Raw genomic sequence first — 18,124 nt, forward strand, 5'->3', positions numbered from 1 at the left:
CGGCGCGCGTGAGGCATGGCAATGCCGTCGTTGCGCGCATCGGCGCAACGGGCGGTGTGGTGCATTACGTGGACGGATTGCAGCGACAGCGCGCGGACGCCGGCGTGTCGCTGCCGCGTTGGCTCACTCGATCAGGCGGTATGCCGGCACGGTGAGGAAATCGGCCAGCGCATCGGCACGGCTGAGTGTGTCCAGCAATGCAATGGCGTCGCCGATGCGCGCGGCGCCCGGCAGTGCATCGGTCGCGCCCAGGCGCGCCGGCAGCGCACGCAACGTGGCCTGCAACAAGGGCTGGTCGATCGCGGTGCCGTCGTCCAGATGCTGGCCGTGATGCAACCACTGCCACAGCTGCGCGCGGCTGATCTCGGCAGTGGCCGCGTCTTCCATCAGGTTGTGGATCGGCACGCACCCATTGCCATCCAGCCAGGCGGCCAGATAACGCACGCAGACTTCGACATTGCCTTCGAAACCGGCGCGGGTGATGGTGCCCGGCGAGGGCGCGATCAGCATGTCGCGCGTCACCTGCACGTCGTTGCGCAGGACATGCTGCTGATGCGCGGTGGGCATGTGCTCGTCGAAGATCTTCATCGCCACCGGAATCAACGCCGGATGCGCCACCCAGGTGCCATCGTGGCCGGCGCTGACCTCGCGCAGCTTGTCGGCACGCACCCGTGCCATCGCCTGCTCGTTGGCGGCCTCGTCGTGATTGATCGGAATCTGCGCGGCCATGCCGCCCATCGCATGTGCGCCGCGACGATGGCAGGTCTTGATCAGCAGTTCCGAATACGCCTTCAGGAACGGCTGGGTCATGGTGACCTGGCCACGTTCGGGCAGCACGCGGTCGCGATGCGCGCGGAAGGTCTTCAGGTACGAAAAGATGTAGTCCCAGCGCCCGCAGTTGAGCCCGACGATGCGCTCGCGCAGCGCGTGCAGGATCTCGTCCATCTCGAACACCGCCGGCAGCGTCTCGATCAGCACGGTCACCTTGATCTGGCCATGCGGCAGGCCGAGCATGGCTTCGATATGCGTCAGCGCGGTTTCCCACAGCGCGGCCTCTTCCATGCTCTGCAGCTTGGGCAGATACAGATACGGGCCGCGATCCCTGGCCAGCAGCGCGCGGCCGTTATGGAAGGCGAACACCGCCGCGTCGAACAGCCCCCCGGCCAGCGTTTGGCCATCGATGAGCACATGCTTCTCATCCAGATGCCAGCCACGCGGACGCACGATCAGCACGGCGCGCTCGGCTTCCGGGCGCAGCGCGTAATGCTTGCCGTTGGGCGCATCGAAGCTGAGATCGCCACGCACCGCAGCGGCCAGCGTGCGCTGGCCGGCCAGCAGGTTGCGCCAGGTCGGCGCGGTGGAATCCTCGAAGTCGGCCATGAACACCTTGGCGCCGGAATTGAGCGCGTTGATGACCATCTTCGGATCGGTGGGGCCGGTGATTTCCACCCGGCGGTCCTGCAGCGCCGCCGGTAGCGCGGCCACGCGCCAGTCGCCATCGCGGATGGCGCGGGTGTCGGGGCGGAAGTCCGGCAACTGGCCGGCATCGAACTCGGCCTGGCGGACGCGCCGCTGTGCCAGGCGCTGCTGGCGGCCGGGCTCGATGGCCCGGTGCAGCGACACCAGCAGGGCCAGCGCGGCGGCCGGCAGGAGGTCGGCCTGGCCTGCGACCTGCGTGGTCAGCGACAGACCGGGCGTGGCGCGTTCGGTGGGACGTGGGGCGAAAGCGGTGGCAGACATGTCGGGAGTCCTTGTGCATCCGGACCTGCACCGTGCGCCGCATGCAACTATTTGACAAAGCAGTTTTATCAATGCTGTAAATAAGGCAGGCTTATACAGCGTCGTTGCAGGCATCCAGATGGCGCCAACTCCTAGATTTTCCTACAAATCCGACCGGCTCAAGCCGCTGCGTGCGTTCTGCCAGACAGTGCGCCTTGGCTCTGTCTCACGGGCGGCTGAGGCGCTGTATGTGAGCCAGCCGGCAGTGACCTTGCAGCTCCAGGCGCTGGAACGTGACCTGGGCGTGGCCCTGTTCGAGCGCTCGGGGCGACGCATGGCACCCAGCCGCGAGGGCCAGCTGCTCTACGACATGGCGCTGCCGCTGGTGGAGAGCCTGGACGGGCTGGAGGCCAGCTTCCGCGAAAAGGTGCGTGGCCTGGATGCCGGCGAGCTCAATATCGCCGCCAACAGTTCCACCATCCTGTACCTGCTGCCGCGCATCGTGGCGAAGTTCCGCGCGCGCCACCCGGACGTGCGCCTGACCCTGCACAACGCCATCAGCGCCGACGGCACCGACCTGCTGCGCGAAGATGCAGTGGACCTGGCGATCGGCTCGATGCTGGACGTGCCGGCCGACCTCAATTACGCGCCGGTGTATCGCTTCGAGCAATTGCTGATCACCCCGCACGACCACCCGTTGGCCGGCACGTCCACGGTCACGCTGCAGGACCTGTCGCCGTATCCGCTGATCCTGCCGCCGCGCCGGCAGGTGACCTATCGGCTGGTCGACCTGGTCTTCCAGCAAGCGCGCGTGCCCTACACCGTGGCACTGGAAGTGGGCGGCTGGGAGGTGATCAAGCAATACGTGGCGATGGGCATGGGCATCTCCATCGTCACCGCGATCTGCGTCACCGAGGCCGATCGCGACACACTCGCCACCCGCTCGCTGAAGGATTACTTCCCCACCCGCAGTTATGGCGTGGTGGTGCGCAAGGGCAAGTATCTGTCGCCGCAGGCACGCGCCTTTATCGAGCTGATCCAGCCGGATCTGTTTCCCCCGCGCGGGTATGACGAAAGTGGTGACTCGGAGCGGTGAGTCTTGTGACTGCTGCAGGCGTGAGTTCGCATGGCGCCTGAGCTTGCTCGCCATGCGCTGCGTCTGAGGTCACCATGCGCTCTTCATCGGCGATGCCGTGTGCGGTATGCGGTACGCCATTGAAGGCGTCGCTTGATCAAGCCATGCGAGCGCAGCACTGACGGTTGATTCCAGCGTGCAGCGCGAACCACTCCGGATTGCGCTGCATCGATGTCGGCCCGATCTACTGCACGATGGTTGTCGTCATAGACTAGGCCGATGCTGTGGGTATCACTGCAGGTCATCAACGGCTGGTCAATCCGGGGACTCACTGACCAGATGCGTAGCCGTCCCGCACCGCGGGGCGAGCCGACTCAACCAACCAAGGCTGACGCAATGAATCCGACCACGTTATTGCTGGTGCAGTTGGCGCTGATCCTGGGCGCGGCACGTGCGTGCGGCGCGCTGCTGCAGCGCGTCGGGCAGCCGCCGGTGATCGGCGAAATGGCCGCCGGCCTGCTGCTGGGGCCGATCGCATTCGGCGCGTGGCTGCCGGAATTGCATGGCATGTTGTTCGCCGCCAGCAGTTTGCCGCCGCTGTCGGGCCTGGCCAACATCGGCGTGGTGCTTTTCATGTTCATCGTCGGCGTGGAGCTGCGCGCGCCGGAAGGCACCACCGCGCAGGTGCGTGCGTCGGTGCTGGTGGGGCTGTCCGGCATCGTGCTGCCGTTGCTGCTTGGGCTGGCCGCCGCACCGTGGTTGTTTGCGCGCTTTGCACCGCAGGGCATCGGCTTCTGGCCCTTCGCCTTGTTCATTGCCGCGGCGATGTCGGTGACCGCGTTTCCGGTGCTGGCGCGCATCCTCAAGGATCGCAACATGACCCGCACACCCGCAGGCCGGTTGGCGCTGGGCGCGGCGGTGATCGACGATGCCACGGTGTGGATGTTCCTGGCGATCGTGCTCACCCTGACCGGCGGCAACAACCATGGCGGCGTTGCGTTTACTGCGACAGCTGCGGTGGTGCTGATTGCGGTGGTGTTCGGCGTGTTGAAGCCGCTGTATGCGCGCGTGCTCAAGCCGCGCGCACGCGATGGAGGCTATGCGCCAACCGCGCTGGTGTGGGTGCTGATCGGTCTGCTGGCCTGCGCCGCAGTGGCCGAATGGATCGGCCTGCATGCGATCTTCGGCGCATTCCTGTTCGGCGTCTGCGTGCCGCGCGACGACCGCCTGCTGGAACACCTGGCCGGGCGCATCGAACCCCTGGCGATCACCTTGCTGATGCCGGTGCTGTTTGCGGTCGCCGGCCAGACCGCCAGCCCCGGTGTGTTCGTCGGCGCAGGTGTGGCCGGCTTTGCGTTGGTGGTCGGCGTGGCGGTGACCGGCAAGCTGGCCGGCTGCACCCTGGGCGCGCGCCTGAGCGGCCACGACTGGCGCGACAGCCTGAGCGTGGGTTCGCTGATGAACGCACGCGGGCTGATGGAACTGGTGGTGATCAAGATCGGCCTGGACAGCGGCGTGATCGGGCCGGACCTGTTCACGCTGCTGTTCGGCATGACGCTGGTGACCACAGTGATGGCCTCGCCGATGGTGGCCTGGTGCCAACGCAGCCGGCAGGCCGCCACTGCTACCGGGCTGGGTGCGGGCCAGTCGCCGCAATGACGGGGCAGCGCTGAAACACGGTGCGGCGTCGTTGCGCGACATGGCGCGTCACGTCTGCCCGCGCATCGCAGGCCATCACGCGCGCCCGTACAACCCCAGGAACATCGCCACCGCCGATTCGGCCACTTGCGTGCGTTGCTGCGGCGACAGTGGCGGCTGGCCCATGGCGATCTGCGGCCAGAACGCGAAGCCCTTGATCAATGCCTGCAGTTGCTGCGCGCCGACCTCCGGCTCCACGCCTGCCAACCGGCCATCGGCCAATGCGGCGCGCACCCAGGTGGTGGTGCCTTCCTCCTTGCTGCCCAATTGCGCGATCAGTTCGCGCGCGCGCGCGGGCGAATGGATGCCTTCGGCAATGGCGACGCGCGACAGGTCGATGAACGCCGGGTCGTCGAGCAGGTGCAGTTTCTGCTGCAGCAGCTGGATCAGCTGCGCACGCAACGGCTGGTCGGGCCGGTAGACCAGAGTCACTGCATCGGCGCTGCGCTGCCACAGCCCGCGCAGGATCTCGCCAAACAACGCGTCCTTACTGGGGAAGTGGTTGTAGACGGTGCGCTTGGAGACGCCCGCGGTGGCCGCCACGCGGTCCATGCTGGTGGCCTCGAAGCCATGCTGGCGGAACTCGGCAATGGCCGCCTCGACGATGGCGAGGCGCTTGCGGTCGGTCAGCCGTTGCGGCGCAGTCGGGGGGGAAGATGCAGTCGACATCGGGTCATTTTACACCGGACAGTTTACTTTCAGCCCGATGAAACTACACTGTTCAGTGTAACTTTTCCCTGTTGTCACCCCCTGCCCGGTCGGACTTCCCAATGGCTTCCTCGCGCCCTTCCCGCTATGCCGCTTCGCCACAGTTTCGCGATGGCCGGTTCCGCAATGCAGTGCCGCTGCCGACCACCGTGCTCAGCCTGCGCGAGCAGATTGGCCTGATATGGAGGTTCTTCTTCGACAAGCCCAGCACCACGGTGCCGTCCACGCCGCTGCCGGTGCAGCCGCTGACCCGCGCGCAGCTGCTGGCTGCGCCCGACCGCAGCCTGTATCGCCTGGGCCATTCCACCGTGCTGATGAAGCTAGCCGGCGGCTTGTGGCTGACCGATCCGGTGTTCTCCAAGCGCGCCTCGCCGGTGCCCTTTGCCGGGCCAAAGCGCTTTCATGCGCCGCCGATCGCGCTGGACGCGCTGCCGCCGCTGGCCGGGGTGATCCTGTCCCACAACCATTACGACCATCTCGATCGCACCAGCATCCGTGCGCTGGCCGACCGCGTCGGCGTGTTCGTCGCGCCCTTGGGCGTGGGCGATCTGCTGGTGCGCTGGGGCGTGGACCCGGCCAAGGTGCGCCAGCTGGACTGGTGGGACACGATCACCATCGATGGCCTGCAATTCACCGCCACCCCGTCGCAGCATTTTTCCGGGCGCGGCCTGTTCGACAGTGGGCGTTCGCTGTGGTGCTCCTGGGTGATCCAGGACCGCGAGCTGCGGCTGTTCTTCAGCGGAGACGGCGGCTACGGCCCGCACTTCAAGACCATCGGCCAACAGCTCGGGCCGTTCGACGTGGCGCTGATCGAAAACGGCGCCTACGACCAGCAATGGCCACACGTGCACATGCAACCGGAGCAGAGCCTGCAGGCCTATCTGGACGTCGGCGGGCAGACCCTGCTGCCGATCCACAACGGCACCTTCGACCTGGCGATGCACGCGTGGCAGGAGCCGCTGGACCGGATCGTGGCACTGGCCGACGGCGCCGGCGTTGCGCTGGCGACGCCGCGCATGGGCGAGCGGGTGGACCTGGAAGCGCCCGCCAATCGCCTGCGCTGGTGGCGACAGGAAGCTGCGACGCAAGCCTCGGACGGCCTGGTGGCAACGCGCTAGCTGAGTACATCGCAGCGTTGGCGTTGGCGCATGAGCGGGCGGCGTTCACGCGCTGCCTTGCGCCATCGCGGCGGCGTGCGCGCTTGCGGCCTACAAAACTCTGCGCTGCTTCGTCAGCGCAGGGCGCTAATGCCGCCGCTTCGGATCATGTGCAAGCGCGCACCACGCATCACAGGCGCTGCCACTCCAGATGGGGCAATCGCACCCCCGTCACCTGATGCACCAGCCGCAAACAAGAACGGGATGGCGCGTGGCCATCCCGTTGCGATTGCTGACTGCAGCAAATACACACGCATGCGCCCACGACGCATGCACATCACTCGGTCACTCACTCGGTCAGACCGCGATTTTCCAGCAGCGCCTTGACGCTGGGGTCCTTGCCGCGGAAATCGCGATACAACGTGGCCAGGTCGACCGTGTTGCCGCGCGAAAGGATCTTGGCGCGGAAGATGTCGCCATTCTTGCGGTTCAAGCCGCCGTGTTCCTTGAACCATTCGAACGCGTCGTCGTCGAGCACTTCCGACCAGAAATACGCGTAGTACCCGGCCGAATAACCGCCGCCCCAGATGTGGTCGAAATAGCTGCTGCGGTAGCGCGGCGGCACTTCGGCCAGGTCCACCTTGAAGCGCTTCAACGCATCGGCTTCGAACTTGCTCACGTCCTGCAACGGCGCGTCGGCCGGCTGGGTGTGCCAGGCCAGGTCGAGCAGCGCGGCCGACAGGTACTCGGTGGTGGCGTAGCCGCTGTTGAAGGTCTTGGCCTTCTTGATCTTCTCCACCAGCTCGGCCGGCATCGCTGCGCCGGTTTGATAATGCTTGGCGTAGTTGGCGAAGACCTTGGGATCGGAGGCCCAGTGCTCGTTGAACTGCGAGGGAAATTCCACAAAATCGCGCGAGGTGCTGGTGCCGGCGATCGAGGGATACTTCACCTTGGAGAACATGCCGTGCAGCGCGTGGCCGAACTCATGGAACAGCGTGGTGACGTCGTCGAAGCTCAGCAGCGCCGGCTGGCCGGCGGCCGGCTTGGTGAAGTTGCAGACGTTGTAGACCACCGGCTTGGCACCGGTGAGGCCGTCCTGCTCGACGAACACATCCATCCAGGCACCGCCGGACTTGCTGTCGCGCTTGAAGTAGTCGGTGTAGAACAGCGCTATCGAGGTGCCGTCCGCATCGAACACTTCATACACCTTCATGTCGGCGTGATAGGTCGGGATGTCGGTGCGCTGCTTGAAGGTGATGCCGTACAGCTGCGTGGCTGCGTAGAAGACGCCGTTCTGCAGCACGTTGTCCAGTTCGAAATACGGCTTGATCTGCGCCTCGTCCAGGTCGTACTTGGCCTTGCGCACCTGCTCGGCATAGAAATCCCAATCGGACGCGGCGAGTTTGAAACCACCCTTCTGCGCGTCGATCACCTTCTGCATTTCGGCCACTTCGCGGCGTGCCTTGGCGGTGGCGGCCGGCACGGTGTCGGTCAGCAGCTTGAGTGCGGCATCCGGGCTCTTGGCCATCTGGTCGCCCAGGCTGTAGGCGGCGTAGTTGTCGAAGCCGAGCAACTTGGCCTTTTGCGCGCGCAGCTGCGCCAGGCGCTGGATGGTCTGGCGGGTGTCATTGGCATCGCCCTTTTCCGCGCGCGTTTCCGAGGCCTTGAGCACCTCGGCGCGCAGCTGGCGGTCCTTCAGCGAGGCCAGCACCGGCTGCTGGGTGGTGTTCTGCAGGGTCAGCAGGTACTTGCCATCGAGCTTGCGCGCCTTGGCCGCATCGGCGGCGGCGGCGATATCGCCCTCGCTCAGGCCATCGAGCCTGGCCTTGCCGTCCACCACCACCGCGCCGGCGGCCGAGGCGGCGACCAGGCGGGTATGGAACTGCGTGGAGAGCGTGGTCTCCTCGATATTGAGCTTGCGCAGGCTGGCCTTGTCGGCCTCCGACAGCTGCGCGCCGGCGCGCACCAGCTCTTCGTAGTCGCGTTCGACCAGGCGCTTCTGCTCCGGCTCCAGGCTCAGCGTGTCGCGCTGGTCGTAAATGGTCTTGACCCGCGCAAAGAGCTTCGGGTCGAGATTGATCTCGTCCTGGTGCGCGGCCAGCTTGGGCGCGATCTCTTCCTGGATCTTCTGGCGTGCGTCGCTGGTATCGGCCTGCACCAGGCCGAAGAAGATGCGCGACACGCGCGTGAGCGTTTCGCCGCTGCGCTCCATCGCTTCGATGGTATTGGCGAAGCTGGGCGGCTCGGGGTTGTCGGCGATCTTGCGGATGTCGGCCAGGTGCAGGCGCATGCCTTCCTCGAAGGCCGGCAGGTAATCGGCGTCCTTGATCTTGTCGAACGGCGGCGCCTGGAACGGCAGCGTGCTGGCGGTCAGCAGCGGGTTCGGCGCGGCATCCGCGGCCGGGGTGGTGGCGGTCTTTTCGGGCACGGTGGTGGACTCCTTACCGGACGGCTCTTTTCCGGAACAAGCGGCCAGTGCCAGGGTGATGGCAGCGGCCAGAACGACGGTACGCGACATGGCGTGTGATTCCTGAGTGGGTAGTGCAGCCGGCCACGCTAGCGGGTTTGCGCAGCGTCGGCATGTGCCGTTGGATTGGATGGAGGGGCGCGGTCGAGGATGCGCGCTACAGCGTCTCGTCCTTGAAGATGGCCACGTGCGGGGTGCCGTCGGCGCCGATCCAGCCGCGGTACATGCCCTCGGTATTGAACGGGAATGCGGCGTTGCCCTGTGCGTCCAGCGCGATGGCGCCGCCGTCGCCGCCGGCCTTGGGAATCTGCTGGTCGATCACCGTCTCGGCCGCCTGTTGCAAGGACTGCCCGGCGTATTTCATGCGTGCGCAGATGTCGTAGGCGGCCACCGCGCGGATGTAGAACTCGCCCCAGCCGGTGCCGGACACCGCACACTGGCCGTTGGCGTAGGTGCCGGCACCGATGATCGGCGCATCGCCGACGCGGCCGTAGCGCTTGTTGGTCATGCCGCCGGTGGACGTACCGGCGGCCAGATGGCCGTCGCGATCCAGCGCCAGCGCGCCCACGGTGCCGAAGTGCTTGGCGGTTTCCAGGTCCAGTTCGGCCTGCGCCTGACGGTCGCCGGCTTCGGCCTTAAGCGCTTTTTGCAGCTGCTGCCAGCGCTTGTCGGTGCGGAAATAACTGGGGTCGACCAACGTGACGCCCTGCTCGCGCGCGAATTGTTCGGCGCCGTCACCGACGAGCATCACGTGCTTGGAATGGTCCATGACGCTGCGCGCCAGCTGGATCGGGTTCCTGACCGTGTGCACGCCGGCAATCGCACCGGCCTTGCCGGTGGCGCCATCCATGATCGCGGCATCCAGCTCGTTCTTGCCGTCATGGGTGAACACCGCACCGCGCCCGGCGTTGAACTGCGGCGCGTCCTCCAGCACGGTGATGGTGGCCGCCACCGCGTCCACTGCACTGCCGCCACGTTGCAGCACCGCATGCCCTGCGCGCAGCGCGCGTTGCATCGCCTCGCGCGCCTGGGCCTGTTCCTCGCTGGAAAGACTGGATTTCTCCACGCCTGCGCCGCCGTGGATCACCAGCATCGGCGTGGCCGCCCATACCGGGCCGGCGGCGAGCAGGAGAGAGATGGACAGACACAGTGCACGTGCGGACAGGCCAATCATGGTGTTCCCTCGATGGAGGTCGCAACGTGCCTGGCGACGCCAGGCATGGATGCATGCGACCGGGAGCGACAAAAACCCCGGCGCGGTGGCAAACGGACGTGGTCCTGGCGATCGGTCATCGGCACTCGGGATCGGCACGCAAGGTCGCGCCTGCCAGCACCTGCGCGCGCACAGCCCGCCCTTCGGCAGCGATGTGTGAGGTGCATGAGCGCCTTGCCGCCCGCGGGGGGCACGCTCACAACGTATCGCGATGCTTGCCGCGCCACGGCCGGTACCAGGCGCGGATGGCGGCGATATCGGCGGCCATGTCGGTGCCGGTCCAGAACGGCTCGCCGATGCCCACGGTCTTGCTGGGGTAGTCGAAATACACCGGCAGGATCGGCACCTTGGAATCGGAGGCGATCTTCCAGAAGCCGGCCTTCCAGTGCTCCACCCGCTTGCGGGTGCCCTCGGGGGTGATCACGTACCACATCTGCTCGGAATTACGGATCAGCCGCACCGCCTGGCCGATGGTGCCCTGGGGCGAGCTGCGGTCCAGCGGGATGCCACCGAGCTTGCGCAGCAGCGGGCCCAATGGCCACCAGAACAGCTGCGCCTTGCCCAGCACGCGCACATCGAAGCCCAGCGCGAACTTGGCCGCAAAGCCCAGGAAGCCGTCCCAGTTGGACGAGTGCGGGGCGACGATCATCACCAGCTTGGGTTCGTCGGGCAGTCGCCCGAGCAGGCGCCAGCCGGTCAGGCGCAGCGCCGTGCGCCCCAGCCAGCGGCCGAAGCGGCCGTGGGCGCGGGGCATTCTGGGTGGAGAGGGCTGCAGCAGGATGTTGGCCTGTGTTACCGGTGGCAACGACGGGTCGGTGTGACTCACGCTTACTCCCAGTGGGACGCAGAGCGTCCACGCTTGATATGACTGCGCTCACGCTTGGCATCCAGCCGCCGCAGCTTGGCACCATGACTCGGTTTGGTGGCGACCCGGCGCTTGGGCACCGACAGGCAGGCACTGATGATCTCGGCCAGCCGCTCGCGCGCATCCTCGCGGTTGCGGTCCTGGGTGCGGAAGCGCTGCGCGTCGATCACCAGCACGCCCTCGGCGGTCATGCGCCGGTCGCGCCGCGACAGCAGCCGCGCGCGCAACGGTTCGGGCAGCGACGGCGAGCCGGCCACGTCGAAGCGCAGTTCCACCGCAGTGGAGACCTTGTTGACGTTCTGCCCGCCTGCGCCGCTGGCGCGCACGAAGCGCTCGACGATCTCGCTGGGCGGGATCGTCAGGCTGGGGGTGATCTGGATCGGGTCGCTGGCCATTCAACCCGATTGTATCGGCACCGGCATGGACGCGCGCGCGAACGCCGGCTTCCCGTATGCTGCGGCCGGTTCCCCAGCCTGCAGGATGCTCCGATGACCCCACCCCGTTCCGTCGCCACCGCCCGCGCCTTGGCGCGCCGCCTGATCGTGCTGGCTGCGCTGGCACTGGCCACGCCCGCCGCCTTCGCGCAGGCGCCCAGCGATGCCGACATCAACCGCCTGCTGGCCGCCTCGCGCGCGCAGACCATGCTGGACACGATGCTGCCGCAGATCGAGGCGATGCAGCAGCAACAGTTCGCCCAGCTCACCGCCCAGCGCCAGCTCGACGCCGACCAGCAGGCGCAGCTGCAGCGCATCCAGGAGCGTACCCGCCAGACCGTGCGCAAGGCGCTGTCGTGGTCGGAGCTGCGCCCGATGTATGTGGACATCTACAAGCGCTCGTTCTCGCGCGAGGACGTGCTGGCCATGGCCGAGTTCTACGAGAGCTCGGCCGGCCAGAGCCTGCTGGACAAGACCCCGGCATTGACCCAGAACCTGATGGGCGCGATCCAGCAGAAGATGCTGCCGCTGTTTGCCGATTTGCAGAAGGATCTGGAGAAGATCGTCAACGAGCCGGCGGCGGCACCGCAGAAGCCCTGACGGGCGGGGATTGGGGATTCGGGATTGGGGAGTCGCAACGGCGTGCTTGCTGCGGCGGTTGCGACTCCGGGGTTGAGTGCGTTGCCGGTTATCGCAATGCTTCAACTTTTCCGCTGACCGAAGCAGCCCTCCCCCATTGGGGAGAGCCGCGGTCCTGAGGCTCGGTGGCGATCAGGCCCCCATCCGCCCTTCGGGCACCTTCCCCCGCAAGCGAGGGAAGGAAGCAACTTGGAAGGTGAGCGGAGAAGGCGGCAACGCGGGAACGCGGGGAAGGCGGGCAGTGGGCGTCGTGCTTGAGCCCCTCCCGCCTGCGGGAGAGGGGTTGGGGTGCGGGGACGCTTGCGCAGATTTCTTGATGCCGAGTGGATGTCTCGATCTCTGGACCAGGCACGCCCCATCACGCCGCCGGCATGACTCCCAACCCCGGCATCTCCCACCCGAACAACGCGCAGGCCTTGGCGAATTCCACATCCAGCGGCGCAGTGACGCTGATGCGCCGTCCATCGGCCGGATGCGGGAATCCCAGGCGCTCGGCGTGCAGCAGCATGCGGTGGATGCCAAGCATGCGGAAGCTGCGGTTGTGCCGGCCATCGCCATGGCTGGTGTCGCCGATCATGTGGTGCGACAGGTGTTTCATGTGCCGGCGGATCTGCCGGAACCGCCCGGTCTGCGGCTGGCAGCGCAGCAAGGCATAGCGCGAGGTGGCAAAGCCGGTGGACGGGATCTCCAGCTCGCCGGTGGCCAGGCGCTGGAAGTGGGTCACCGCCGGCTTCTTGACCGGCTTGCCGGGGCCGCCGTCCAGGTCGTGGTCGACGCTGAAGCGCTCCTCGGCCGGCCAGCCGCGGCACACCGTCAGGTAGTCCTTCTCCACTTCGCCGGCCATCAAGGCCTTGCCCAGCGCACTGGCGGCCTCGCGATCGAACGCCAGCAGCAGGCAGCCGCTGGTGGCGCGGTCGAGCCGGTGCACCAGGAAGATCGGCCGGCCCAGCTGTTCGCGCAGGCGGTCGGCCAGGAAGTCGTCCTCCCCGCGCGCCAGCTTGCTGTCGTGGACCATCAGCCCGGCGGGTTTGTCGACGACGGCCAGGAGCTCGTCCTGGAAGAGAATCTGCAAGTGCTTGGAGGATGTGCTCACCGGCGGATTATCCGCGCCGTGGGCAGCGCATGCCACTGCGCCGGCGCGCCATGACGCCGTTGACCGCACCCGGCGCCGTCAGAGCAGGTGGCGCACGCCAGCCGTGCGGCTTGGGGCGTGAGGTCTGGCAGGTGGGCAGTGCACGCTCAGGCCCCGCCGCCGCACACCGCCAGCAACTCGCCCTTGCCCACCGGCACCACGCTGCAGGTGACTGCCGGATCGGCAGCCAGCAGCGCGCTGAACGGCGCCAGTTCGTCCGCATGCGAGAGCGCATTGTCGACCACCAGCAGGCCGCCGCTGCGCAGCACGCGGCGCAGTGCCGGCCACCAGCGTACATACTCGCCGCGCGCCGAATCCAGAAAGACCAGATCGATGCTGGCGCTGGCCGCCTGGGCCAGCCACGCGCCGCCATCGCCGTGCACCAGCTCCACCGATGCCGCCAGGCCGCTGCGTGCCAGCGTGGCCTGCGCCAGGGCCACCTTGTCGGCCGCAAGTTCCACCGTGGTGACATGCCCACCGATCGCCGCGGCCGCTTCGGCCAGCCATAGCGTCGAATACCCGTTGGAGGTGCCGATCTCCAGAACGCGCCGCGCAGCGGTGGCACGCACCAGCACCGCCAGCAACTGCCCGGTGTCGGGCGTGATGTTGAGCATGCGCCGGTTGCGCGCCGGCTGCTGCGCATCGTTGTCGCTGCCGAACCGTGCCAATTCGTCTTTCAACGCCTGCAGATCGATCATCACCACCTCGCCGGGAACGGCCTCGTCATCGTGCTGCTGCAGGCACTGCCGCTACCCAGCCGGATGCAGCAGGCCACCTGCGGCAGTGCTTCAGCATTAGTGCTTCAGCGCCGCAGCCAGGCGACCAGCAGGGCCACCGAGCCGGCCGCGCCGCTGATCCAGCTCCACACCGGCACCGTGCCCAGGTACCAGCCATTCGGGTGCAGGCCATACAGCACGGCGGCCACCACCAGCAGGCCGCTGCCGGTGATGGCGGTGACCACGCGCGTCTGCAGCTTGCGCAGGCTCAGGTCCAGCGCGCGCAGCTCGGCCGAGCGGATGTCGAGCTGATGGCGGCCCTCGACCTGCTGCTTCAACCAGCTGTGCACCAGGCGCGGCATGTCCGGCGCATGCGTCATGATTTCCGGCAGCCGCTTGCGCAACTCGCCGAGCACGCGGCGCGGGCTGTAGCGCTCGCGCAGGATGCGTTCGAGCACCGGCCGTGCCACGGCCCAGATATCCAGCCTGGGGTCGAGCTGGCGGCCGACGCCTTCGATGTTGAGCAAGGTTTTCTGCAACAGGATCAGCTGCGGCTGCAGCGTCAGTTCGTAGCGCTGCGCGACGCGGAACAGCTTGATCAGCACTTCGGCCAGCGAAATCTCCGACAGCGGCCGGGTGAAGTAGGGCTCGCACACCGAGCGCGCGGCCGCTTCCAGTTCGTCGATGCGCACGTTGTCGGGCATCCAGCCCGCCTCCACGTGCAGTTCGGCCATGCGGCGGTAATCCTTGTGGAAGATCGCCATGAAGTTCTCGGCCAGGTAGTACTGATCTTCCTGCGAGAGCTGGCCCATGATGCCGAAATCCAGCGCGATGAAGCGCGGATTGAGCCGGCGCTCCGGATCCGAATCGACCCAGATGTTGCCGGCGTGCGCATCGGCATGGAAGAAGTTGTCGCGGAACACCTGCGTATAGAACACGCGCACGCCCTTGGCCGCCAGCGCCTTGCGATCGATGCCGGCCGCATCGAGCCTGGCGATGTCGTCGGACGGAATGCCGTACACGCGCTCCAGCGTGAGCGCACGCTCTGCGGTGTGCGACCAGATCACCTCGGGCACGTACAGATCGTCCGAGCCTTCCCAGAACCGGCGCAGCACGCTGGCGTTGGCGCCTTCGCGTTGCAGATCGAGTTCGGCCGACAAGGTGCCTTCGATCTCGGCCACCACCTCGCGCGGCCGGATCTTGTCCGCACGCGGGTGGGTGCGCTCGACCAGCGTGGCCAGCGACTGCAGCAAGGCGATATCGGCATCGATCTGGCGCTCGATGTCCGGGCGCAACACCTTGACCACCACCTCGCGGCGCACGCCGTTGGCATCCGGCGGCAAGGTGGCTGCATGCACCTGCGCGATCGAGGCCGAGGCCAGCGGTACGGTGTCGAACGCGGCAAACGCCACACTCACCGGCAGGCCCAGCGCGCGCTCGACGATCAGCCGCGCCGCTTCGCCATCGAAGGGCTTGACGCGGTCCTGCAGCAGGGTCAATTCATCGGCCACGTCGGCCGGAATCAGGTCGCGCCGGGTCGACAGGATCTGCCCGAACTTGACGAAGATCGGCCCCAGTTCCTGCAACGCCAACCGCAGCCGCGCACCGCGCGATTGCGCGGCGATCTCGGCACTGGCGCGTGGCACGAACGGCTTGGCCAGGCGCAGCCAGCGCTCGGCCGGGGTGTCCTGCAGCAGGTCGTCCAGGCGATAGCGCAGGATCACCCGGCCGATGCGGCTGGCCCGCAGCAGCGCCTTCATGCCGCACCTCCGGCCGCGCGCAGGCGCGCCACGCGTGCGGCCAGCCGTTCGACGTCGTCGCGCAGTTCGTCGACATCGTCGTGGAAGGCCTCCAGTTCGGCGCGCGGCACCACATCGCGCGATTCCTCTGTCACGAATTCGGCCGCGCTCTGCGCCAGATCCACCGCGCTGCGGCGGGCCTGCTGCAGCGCTGCGCGCACCGCATTGGCGATCTGCACGCCGAGGATCTGCCCGAACACCGCCACGAACGGCAACTGCCAATCCGGATCGAAACGGCCGGCCAGTTGCTGCAGCTGGCGCGCCAGTTCGGCATCGCCGGAGACCTTGAGCCGCCCGGCCGGTGCGCCGCTGCGGCGCGCATTGGCCAGGAACGGCAATTGGCCGAGCAAGCCGGCCAGGCTGCTGCGCACGGCCAGATCCGGCTCCTGCGCCTGGTCCACCGGGCCGACCAGCAAGCGGCGCTCGTGCACGCGGATCTGCAGGGCCAGCGCAGGCGCCTCCAGCGTCAGTGCGATGCGTTGGCCTTCCAGCGGCAGCAGGGCGTCGCGGGTATCGGGGTCCAGTGCCAGCGCGCGGTTGAGCGCGGCTTGCAGGGCCTGGCCGGCGAGCGGCTTGAGTGAGTTGAACAGGGATCCGGGCATGGGCGCATTCTACCGTCCCTGCATGTCGCTACTGCTTGATGGTGTGTGGCAGGTGCAGGCCGGAGACCAGGATGACGCGCATCGCAGGGCGCCTCGGCAGCCAGGCCGCTGCAATCGCAGCCGCATCCCCACAACAGACAGACCCGGCCGTTGACCGTGCACCTGCCCTGGATCGCCACACCGCATACGGCGGCGATGCAGGACTTCCGTCGGCGCGCCTGCCGCGGGCATGCTGGCGACCTCATCACGCCAGGTGGCAGGAGCAGGCAATGCGCAAGATCCGGGTCGGTCTCATCTTCGGCGGCAAGTCGGCCGAGCACGAAGTCTCGCTGCAGTCAGCGCGCAACATCCTCGATGCGCTGGACCCGCAGCGCTTCGAGCCGGTGCTGATCGGCATCGACAAGCAAGGCCAGTGGCACGTCAACGACCCCGACAGTTTCCTGCTCAATGCCGACGACCCGGCGCGCATCGCCCTGCATCGCAGCGGTCGCGGCGTGGCTTTGCTGCCGGGCGCGCAGCAACAGCAACTGCGTCCGACCCAGCCGGAGCAGGCGCTGGCGCAAATCGATGTGGTCTTCCCGATCGTGCATGGCACGCTCGGCGAAGACGGCTCGTTGCAAGGGCTGCTGCGTATGGCCAACCTGCCCTTCGTCGGCTCCGGCGTGCTCGGCTCGGCGCTGGCGATGGACAAGGACCTGGCCAAGCGCGTGCTCCGCGATGCCGGGCTTGAGGTGGCGCCGTTCGCCTGCTTCAACCGCCATACCGCCGCAGGTGCCGACGTGGATGCGTTGATCGCGCAGTTGGGTTTGCCGCTGTTCGTCAAGCCGGCCAACCAGGGTTCGTCGGTTGGCGTCAGCCAGGTGCGCAGTGCCGATGGATTTGCCGACGCGCTCGCATTGGCGCTGGCATACGATCACAAGGTATTGGTGGAAGCGGCGATCGCCGGGCGCGAGATCGAATGCGCCGTACTGGGCAACGCCAGCCCGCAAGCCAGCGTCTGCGGCGAAGTGGTGGTGCACGACGCGTTTTATTCCTACGAGACCAAGTACATCAGCGAACACGGTGCCGACATCGTGATCCCGGCCGACATCGACGCGCCGACGCAGCAACGCATCCAACAGATTGCGCTGCGGGCCTACCAGGCGCTGGACTGCGCCGGCATGGCGCGTGTGGACGTGTTCCTGTGCGCCGATGGCCGCATCGTGATCAACGAGGTCAACACATTGCCGGGCTTCACGCGGATCAGCATGTATCCCAAGCTCTGGCAGGCAAGCGGGCTGGACTACCGCAGCTTGATCACGCAGTTGATCGAGCTGGCGCTGCAACGGCATGCAGACGATCAGGTGCTGCGCAGTGCGGTCGGCCCAGGCGCATGAGCCGGGCACATGTGCGTGCGGTGCAACGCGACGACCACCGCGCACTGCTCGCGCTCAATAATGCCCATGCCACCGAATTGTCGCTGCTGGATGCCGATGGACTGGCCGCATTGCTGCAACTGGCCTGGCACGCACGCATGGTCGCGCCTGCGGATGGTCTGCTGATCGCGCTGGATCAGCGCGCCGCGTACGCCAACCCGAACTTCGCCTGGATGGCGCAACGCTTCGCGCGCTTTGTCTACATCGACCGCATCGTGATCGCTGCGCATGCACACAGGCGCGGGCTTGCCAGGCAGCTGTATGACGAACTCATCCACGCCGCACGTGCAGCGGCGCAGCCGCGCCTGGTTTGCGAGGTCAACCTGATCCCACCCAATCCGGCATCGCTGGCGCTGCATCTGCAGCTGGGTTTTCAGCCCATCGGCGATGCGCTGCTGGGCAACGGCAAGCACGTGCAGTATCTCGAAAAACTGCTTTGAAGCAGCCGTAATTGAATTTTTGAGTATCCACAACGCACAGGGCCCGCCTCCTTGCGGAAGCGGGCCCTGTGAGCGTCCGCCGGCAGCGCCGCTGCCGTAACGTAT

At 67.1% G+C, this 18,124-nt stretch carries 16 protein-coding genes; 6 read left to right on the plus strand and 10 right to left on the minus strand.

Annotation, left to right across the window (positions count from 1 at the left end; all coding sequences use genetic code 11):
* Positions 1 to 123 precede the first annotated feature (123 nt).
* The gene (aceB, locus tag EO174_RS00775; RefSeq protein ID WP_126941631.1) at positions 124 to 1,740 is read right to left on the minus strand and encodes a malate synthase A; all 1,617 of its coding nucleotides are present in this window, start codon (positions 1,738 to 1,740) and stop codon (positions 124 to 126) included.
* 118 nt (positions 1,741 to 1,858) lie between these two features.
* Here aceB and EO174_RS00780 point away from each other — a divergent pair, with 118 nt between their 5' ends.
* Together EO174_RS00780 and EO174_RS00785 are read left to right on the plus strand one after the other, a co-directional pair.
* Positions 1,859 to 2,815 (plus strand): LysR family transcriptional regulator, encoded by a 957-nt coding sequence (locus EO174_RS00780; RefSeq protein WP_104583950.1) that lies wholly within the window; start codon positions 1,859 to 1,861, stop codon positions 2,813 to 2,815.
* Positions 2,816 to 3,190: 375 nt separating this feature from the next.
* Positions 3,191 to 4,453 (plus strand): cation:proton antiporter, encoded by a 1,263-nt coding sequence (locus EO174_RS00785; protein ID WP_126941632.1) that lies wholly within the window; start codon positions 3,191 to 3,193, stop codon positions 4,451 to 4,453.
* 75 nt (positions 4,454 to 4,528) lie between these two features.
* On the opposite strand, the gene EO174_RS00790 is transcribed toward EO174_RS00785, so the two are convergent.
* Positions 4,529 to 5,161 (minus strand): TetR/AcrR family transcriptional regulator, encoded by a 633-nt coding sequence (locus EO174_RS00790; RefSeq protein ID WP_119129297.1) that lies wholly within the window; start codon positions 5,159 to 5,161, stop codon positions 4,529 to 4,531.
* A gap of 101 nt (positions 5,162 to 5,262) precedes the next feature.
* On the opposite strand from EO174_RS00790, the gene EO174_RS00795 reads away from it, so the two are divergent.
* Positions 5,263 to 6,318 (plus strand): MBL fold metallo-hydrolase, encoded by a 1,056-nt coding sequence (locus EO174_RS00795; protein ID WP_126941633.1) that lies wholly within the window; start codon positions 5,263 to 5,265, stop codon positions 6,316 to 6,318.
* A 328-nt stretch (positions 6,319 to 6,646) separates the two neighbouring features.
* Here the strand turns inward: EO174_RS00795 and dcp are convergent, their stop codons facing one another.
* The 4 genes from dcp to arfB form a co-directional block, all read right to left on the minus strand.
* Entirely contained in the window at positions 6,647 to 8,815 is a 2,169-nt protein-coding gene (gene dcp / locus EO174_RS00800; protein WP_164740027.1) for a peptidyl-dipeptidase Dcp, read from the minus strand.
* A gap of 106 nt (positions 8,816 to 8,921) precedes the next feature.
* On the minus strand, positions 8,922 to 9,938 hold the full coding sequence (locus tag EO174_RS00805) for an isoaspartyl peptidase/L-asparaginase (RefSeq protein ID WP_164739941.1): 1,017 nt from the start codon (positions 9,936 to 9,938) through the stop codon (positions 8,922 to 8,924).
* A 235-nt stretch (positions 9,939 to 10,173) separates the two neighbouring features.
* A complete protein-coding gene (locus tag EO174_RS00810; protein WP_104583954.1) occupies positions 10,174 to 10,803 on the minus strand; it encodes a lysophosphatidylcholine acyltransferase in 630 nt (209 codons plus the stop codon).
* Positions 10,804 to 10,805: 2 nt separating this feature from the next.
* Positions 10,806 to 11,237: an alternative ribosome rescue aminoacyl-tRNA hydrolase ArfB gene (arfB, locus tag EO174_RS00815; protein ID WP_104583955.1), complete on the minus strand. Its 432-nt coding sequence runs from the start codon at positions 11,235 to 11,237 to the stop codon at positions 10,806 to 10,808.
* A 93-nt stretch (positions 11,238 to 11,330) separates the two neighbouring features.
* On the opposite strand from arfB, the gene EO174_RS00820 reads away from it, so the two are divergent.
* Complete coding sequence (locus EO174_RS00820) at positions 11,331 to 11,876, plus strand: DUF2059 domain-containing protein (protein ID WP_104583956.1); 546 nt, start codon at positions 11,331 to 11,333, stop codon at positions 11,874 to 11,876.
* A 397-nt stretch (positions 11,877 to 12,273) separates the two neighbouring features.
* On the opposite strand, the gene EO174_RS00825 is transcribed toward EO174_RS00820, so the two are convergent.
* The 4 genes from EO174_RS00825 to EO174_RS00840 all read right to left on the minus strand — a co-directional run bounded on the left by EO174_RS00825 (position 12,274) and on the right by EO174_RS00840 (position 16,164).
* Positions 12,274 to 13,044 (minus strand): pseudouridine synthase, encoded by a 771-nt coding sequence (locus EO174_RS00825; protein ID WP_164740028.1) that lies wholly within the window; start codon positions 13,042 to 13,044, stop codon positions 12,274 to 12,276.
* A gap of 110 nt (positions 13,045 to 13,154) precedes the next feature.
* Positions 13,155 to 13,745: a class I SAM-dependent methyltransferase gene (locus EO174_RS00830; protein ID WP_126941635.1), complete on the minus strand. Its 591-nt coding sequence runs from the start codon at positions 13,743 to 13,745 to the stop codon at positions 13,155 to 13,157.
* 104 nt (positions 13,746 to 13,849) lie between these two features.
* Positions 13,850 to 15,523, minus strand: coding sequence for a ubiquinone biosynthesis regulatory protein kinase UbiB (gene ubiB, locus EO174_RS00835; protein ID WP_104583959.1), 1,674 nt, complete (start codon positions 15,521 to 15,523; stop codon positions 13,850 to 13,852).
* Complete coding sequence (locus tag EO174_RS00840) at positions 15,520 to 16,164, minus strand: SCP2 sterol-binding domain-containing protein (RefSeq protein WP_104649612.1); 645 nt, start codon at positions 16,162 to 16,164, stop codon at positions 15,520 to 15,522. Before EO174_RS00840 ends, ubiB begins: the two co-directional genes overlap by 4 nt.
* A 269-nt stretch (positions 16,165 to 16,433) precedes the next feature.
* Here EO174_RS00840 and ddlA point away from each other — a divergent pair, with 269 nt between their 5' ends.
* Positions 16,434 to 17,540, plus strand: coding sequence for a D-alanine--D-alanine ligase (ddlA, locus tag EO174_RS00845; RefSeq protein WP_104649613.1), 1,107 nt, complete (start codon positions 16,434 to 16,436; stop codon positions 17,538 to 17,540).
* Positions 17,537 to 18,019: a GNAT family N-acetyltransferase gene (locus EO174_RS00850; protein ID WP_126941636.1), complete on the plus strand. Its 483-nt coding sequence runs from the start codon at positions 17,537 to 17,539 to the stop codon at positions 18,017 to 18,019. The genes ddlA and EO174_RS00850 overlap by 4 nt, the downstream gene beginning before the upstream one ends.
* Positions 18,020 to 18,124 lie beyond the last annotated feature (105 nt).

This window comes from Xanthomonas sp. BRIP62418 (assembly GCF_003993495.1).
In the GTDB taxonomy this organism is placed as follows: Bacteria; Pseudomonadota; Gammaproteobacteria; order Xanthomonadales; family Xanthomonadaceae; genus Xanthomonas; species Xanthomonas euroxanthea.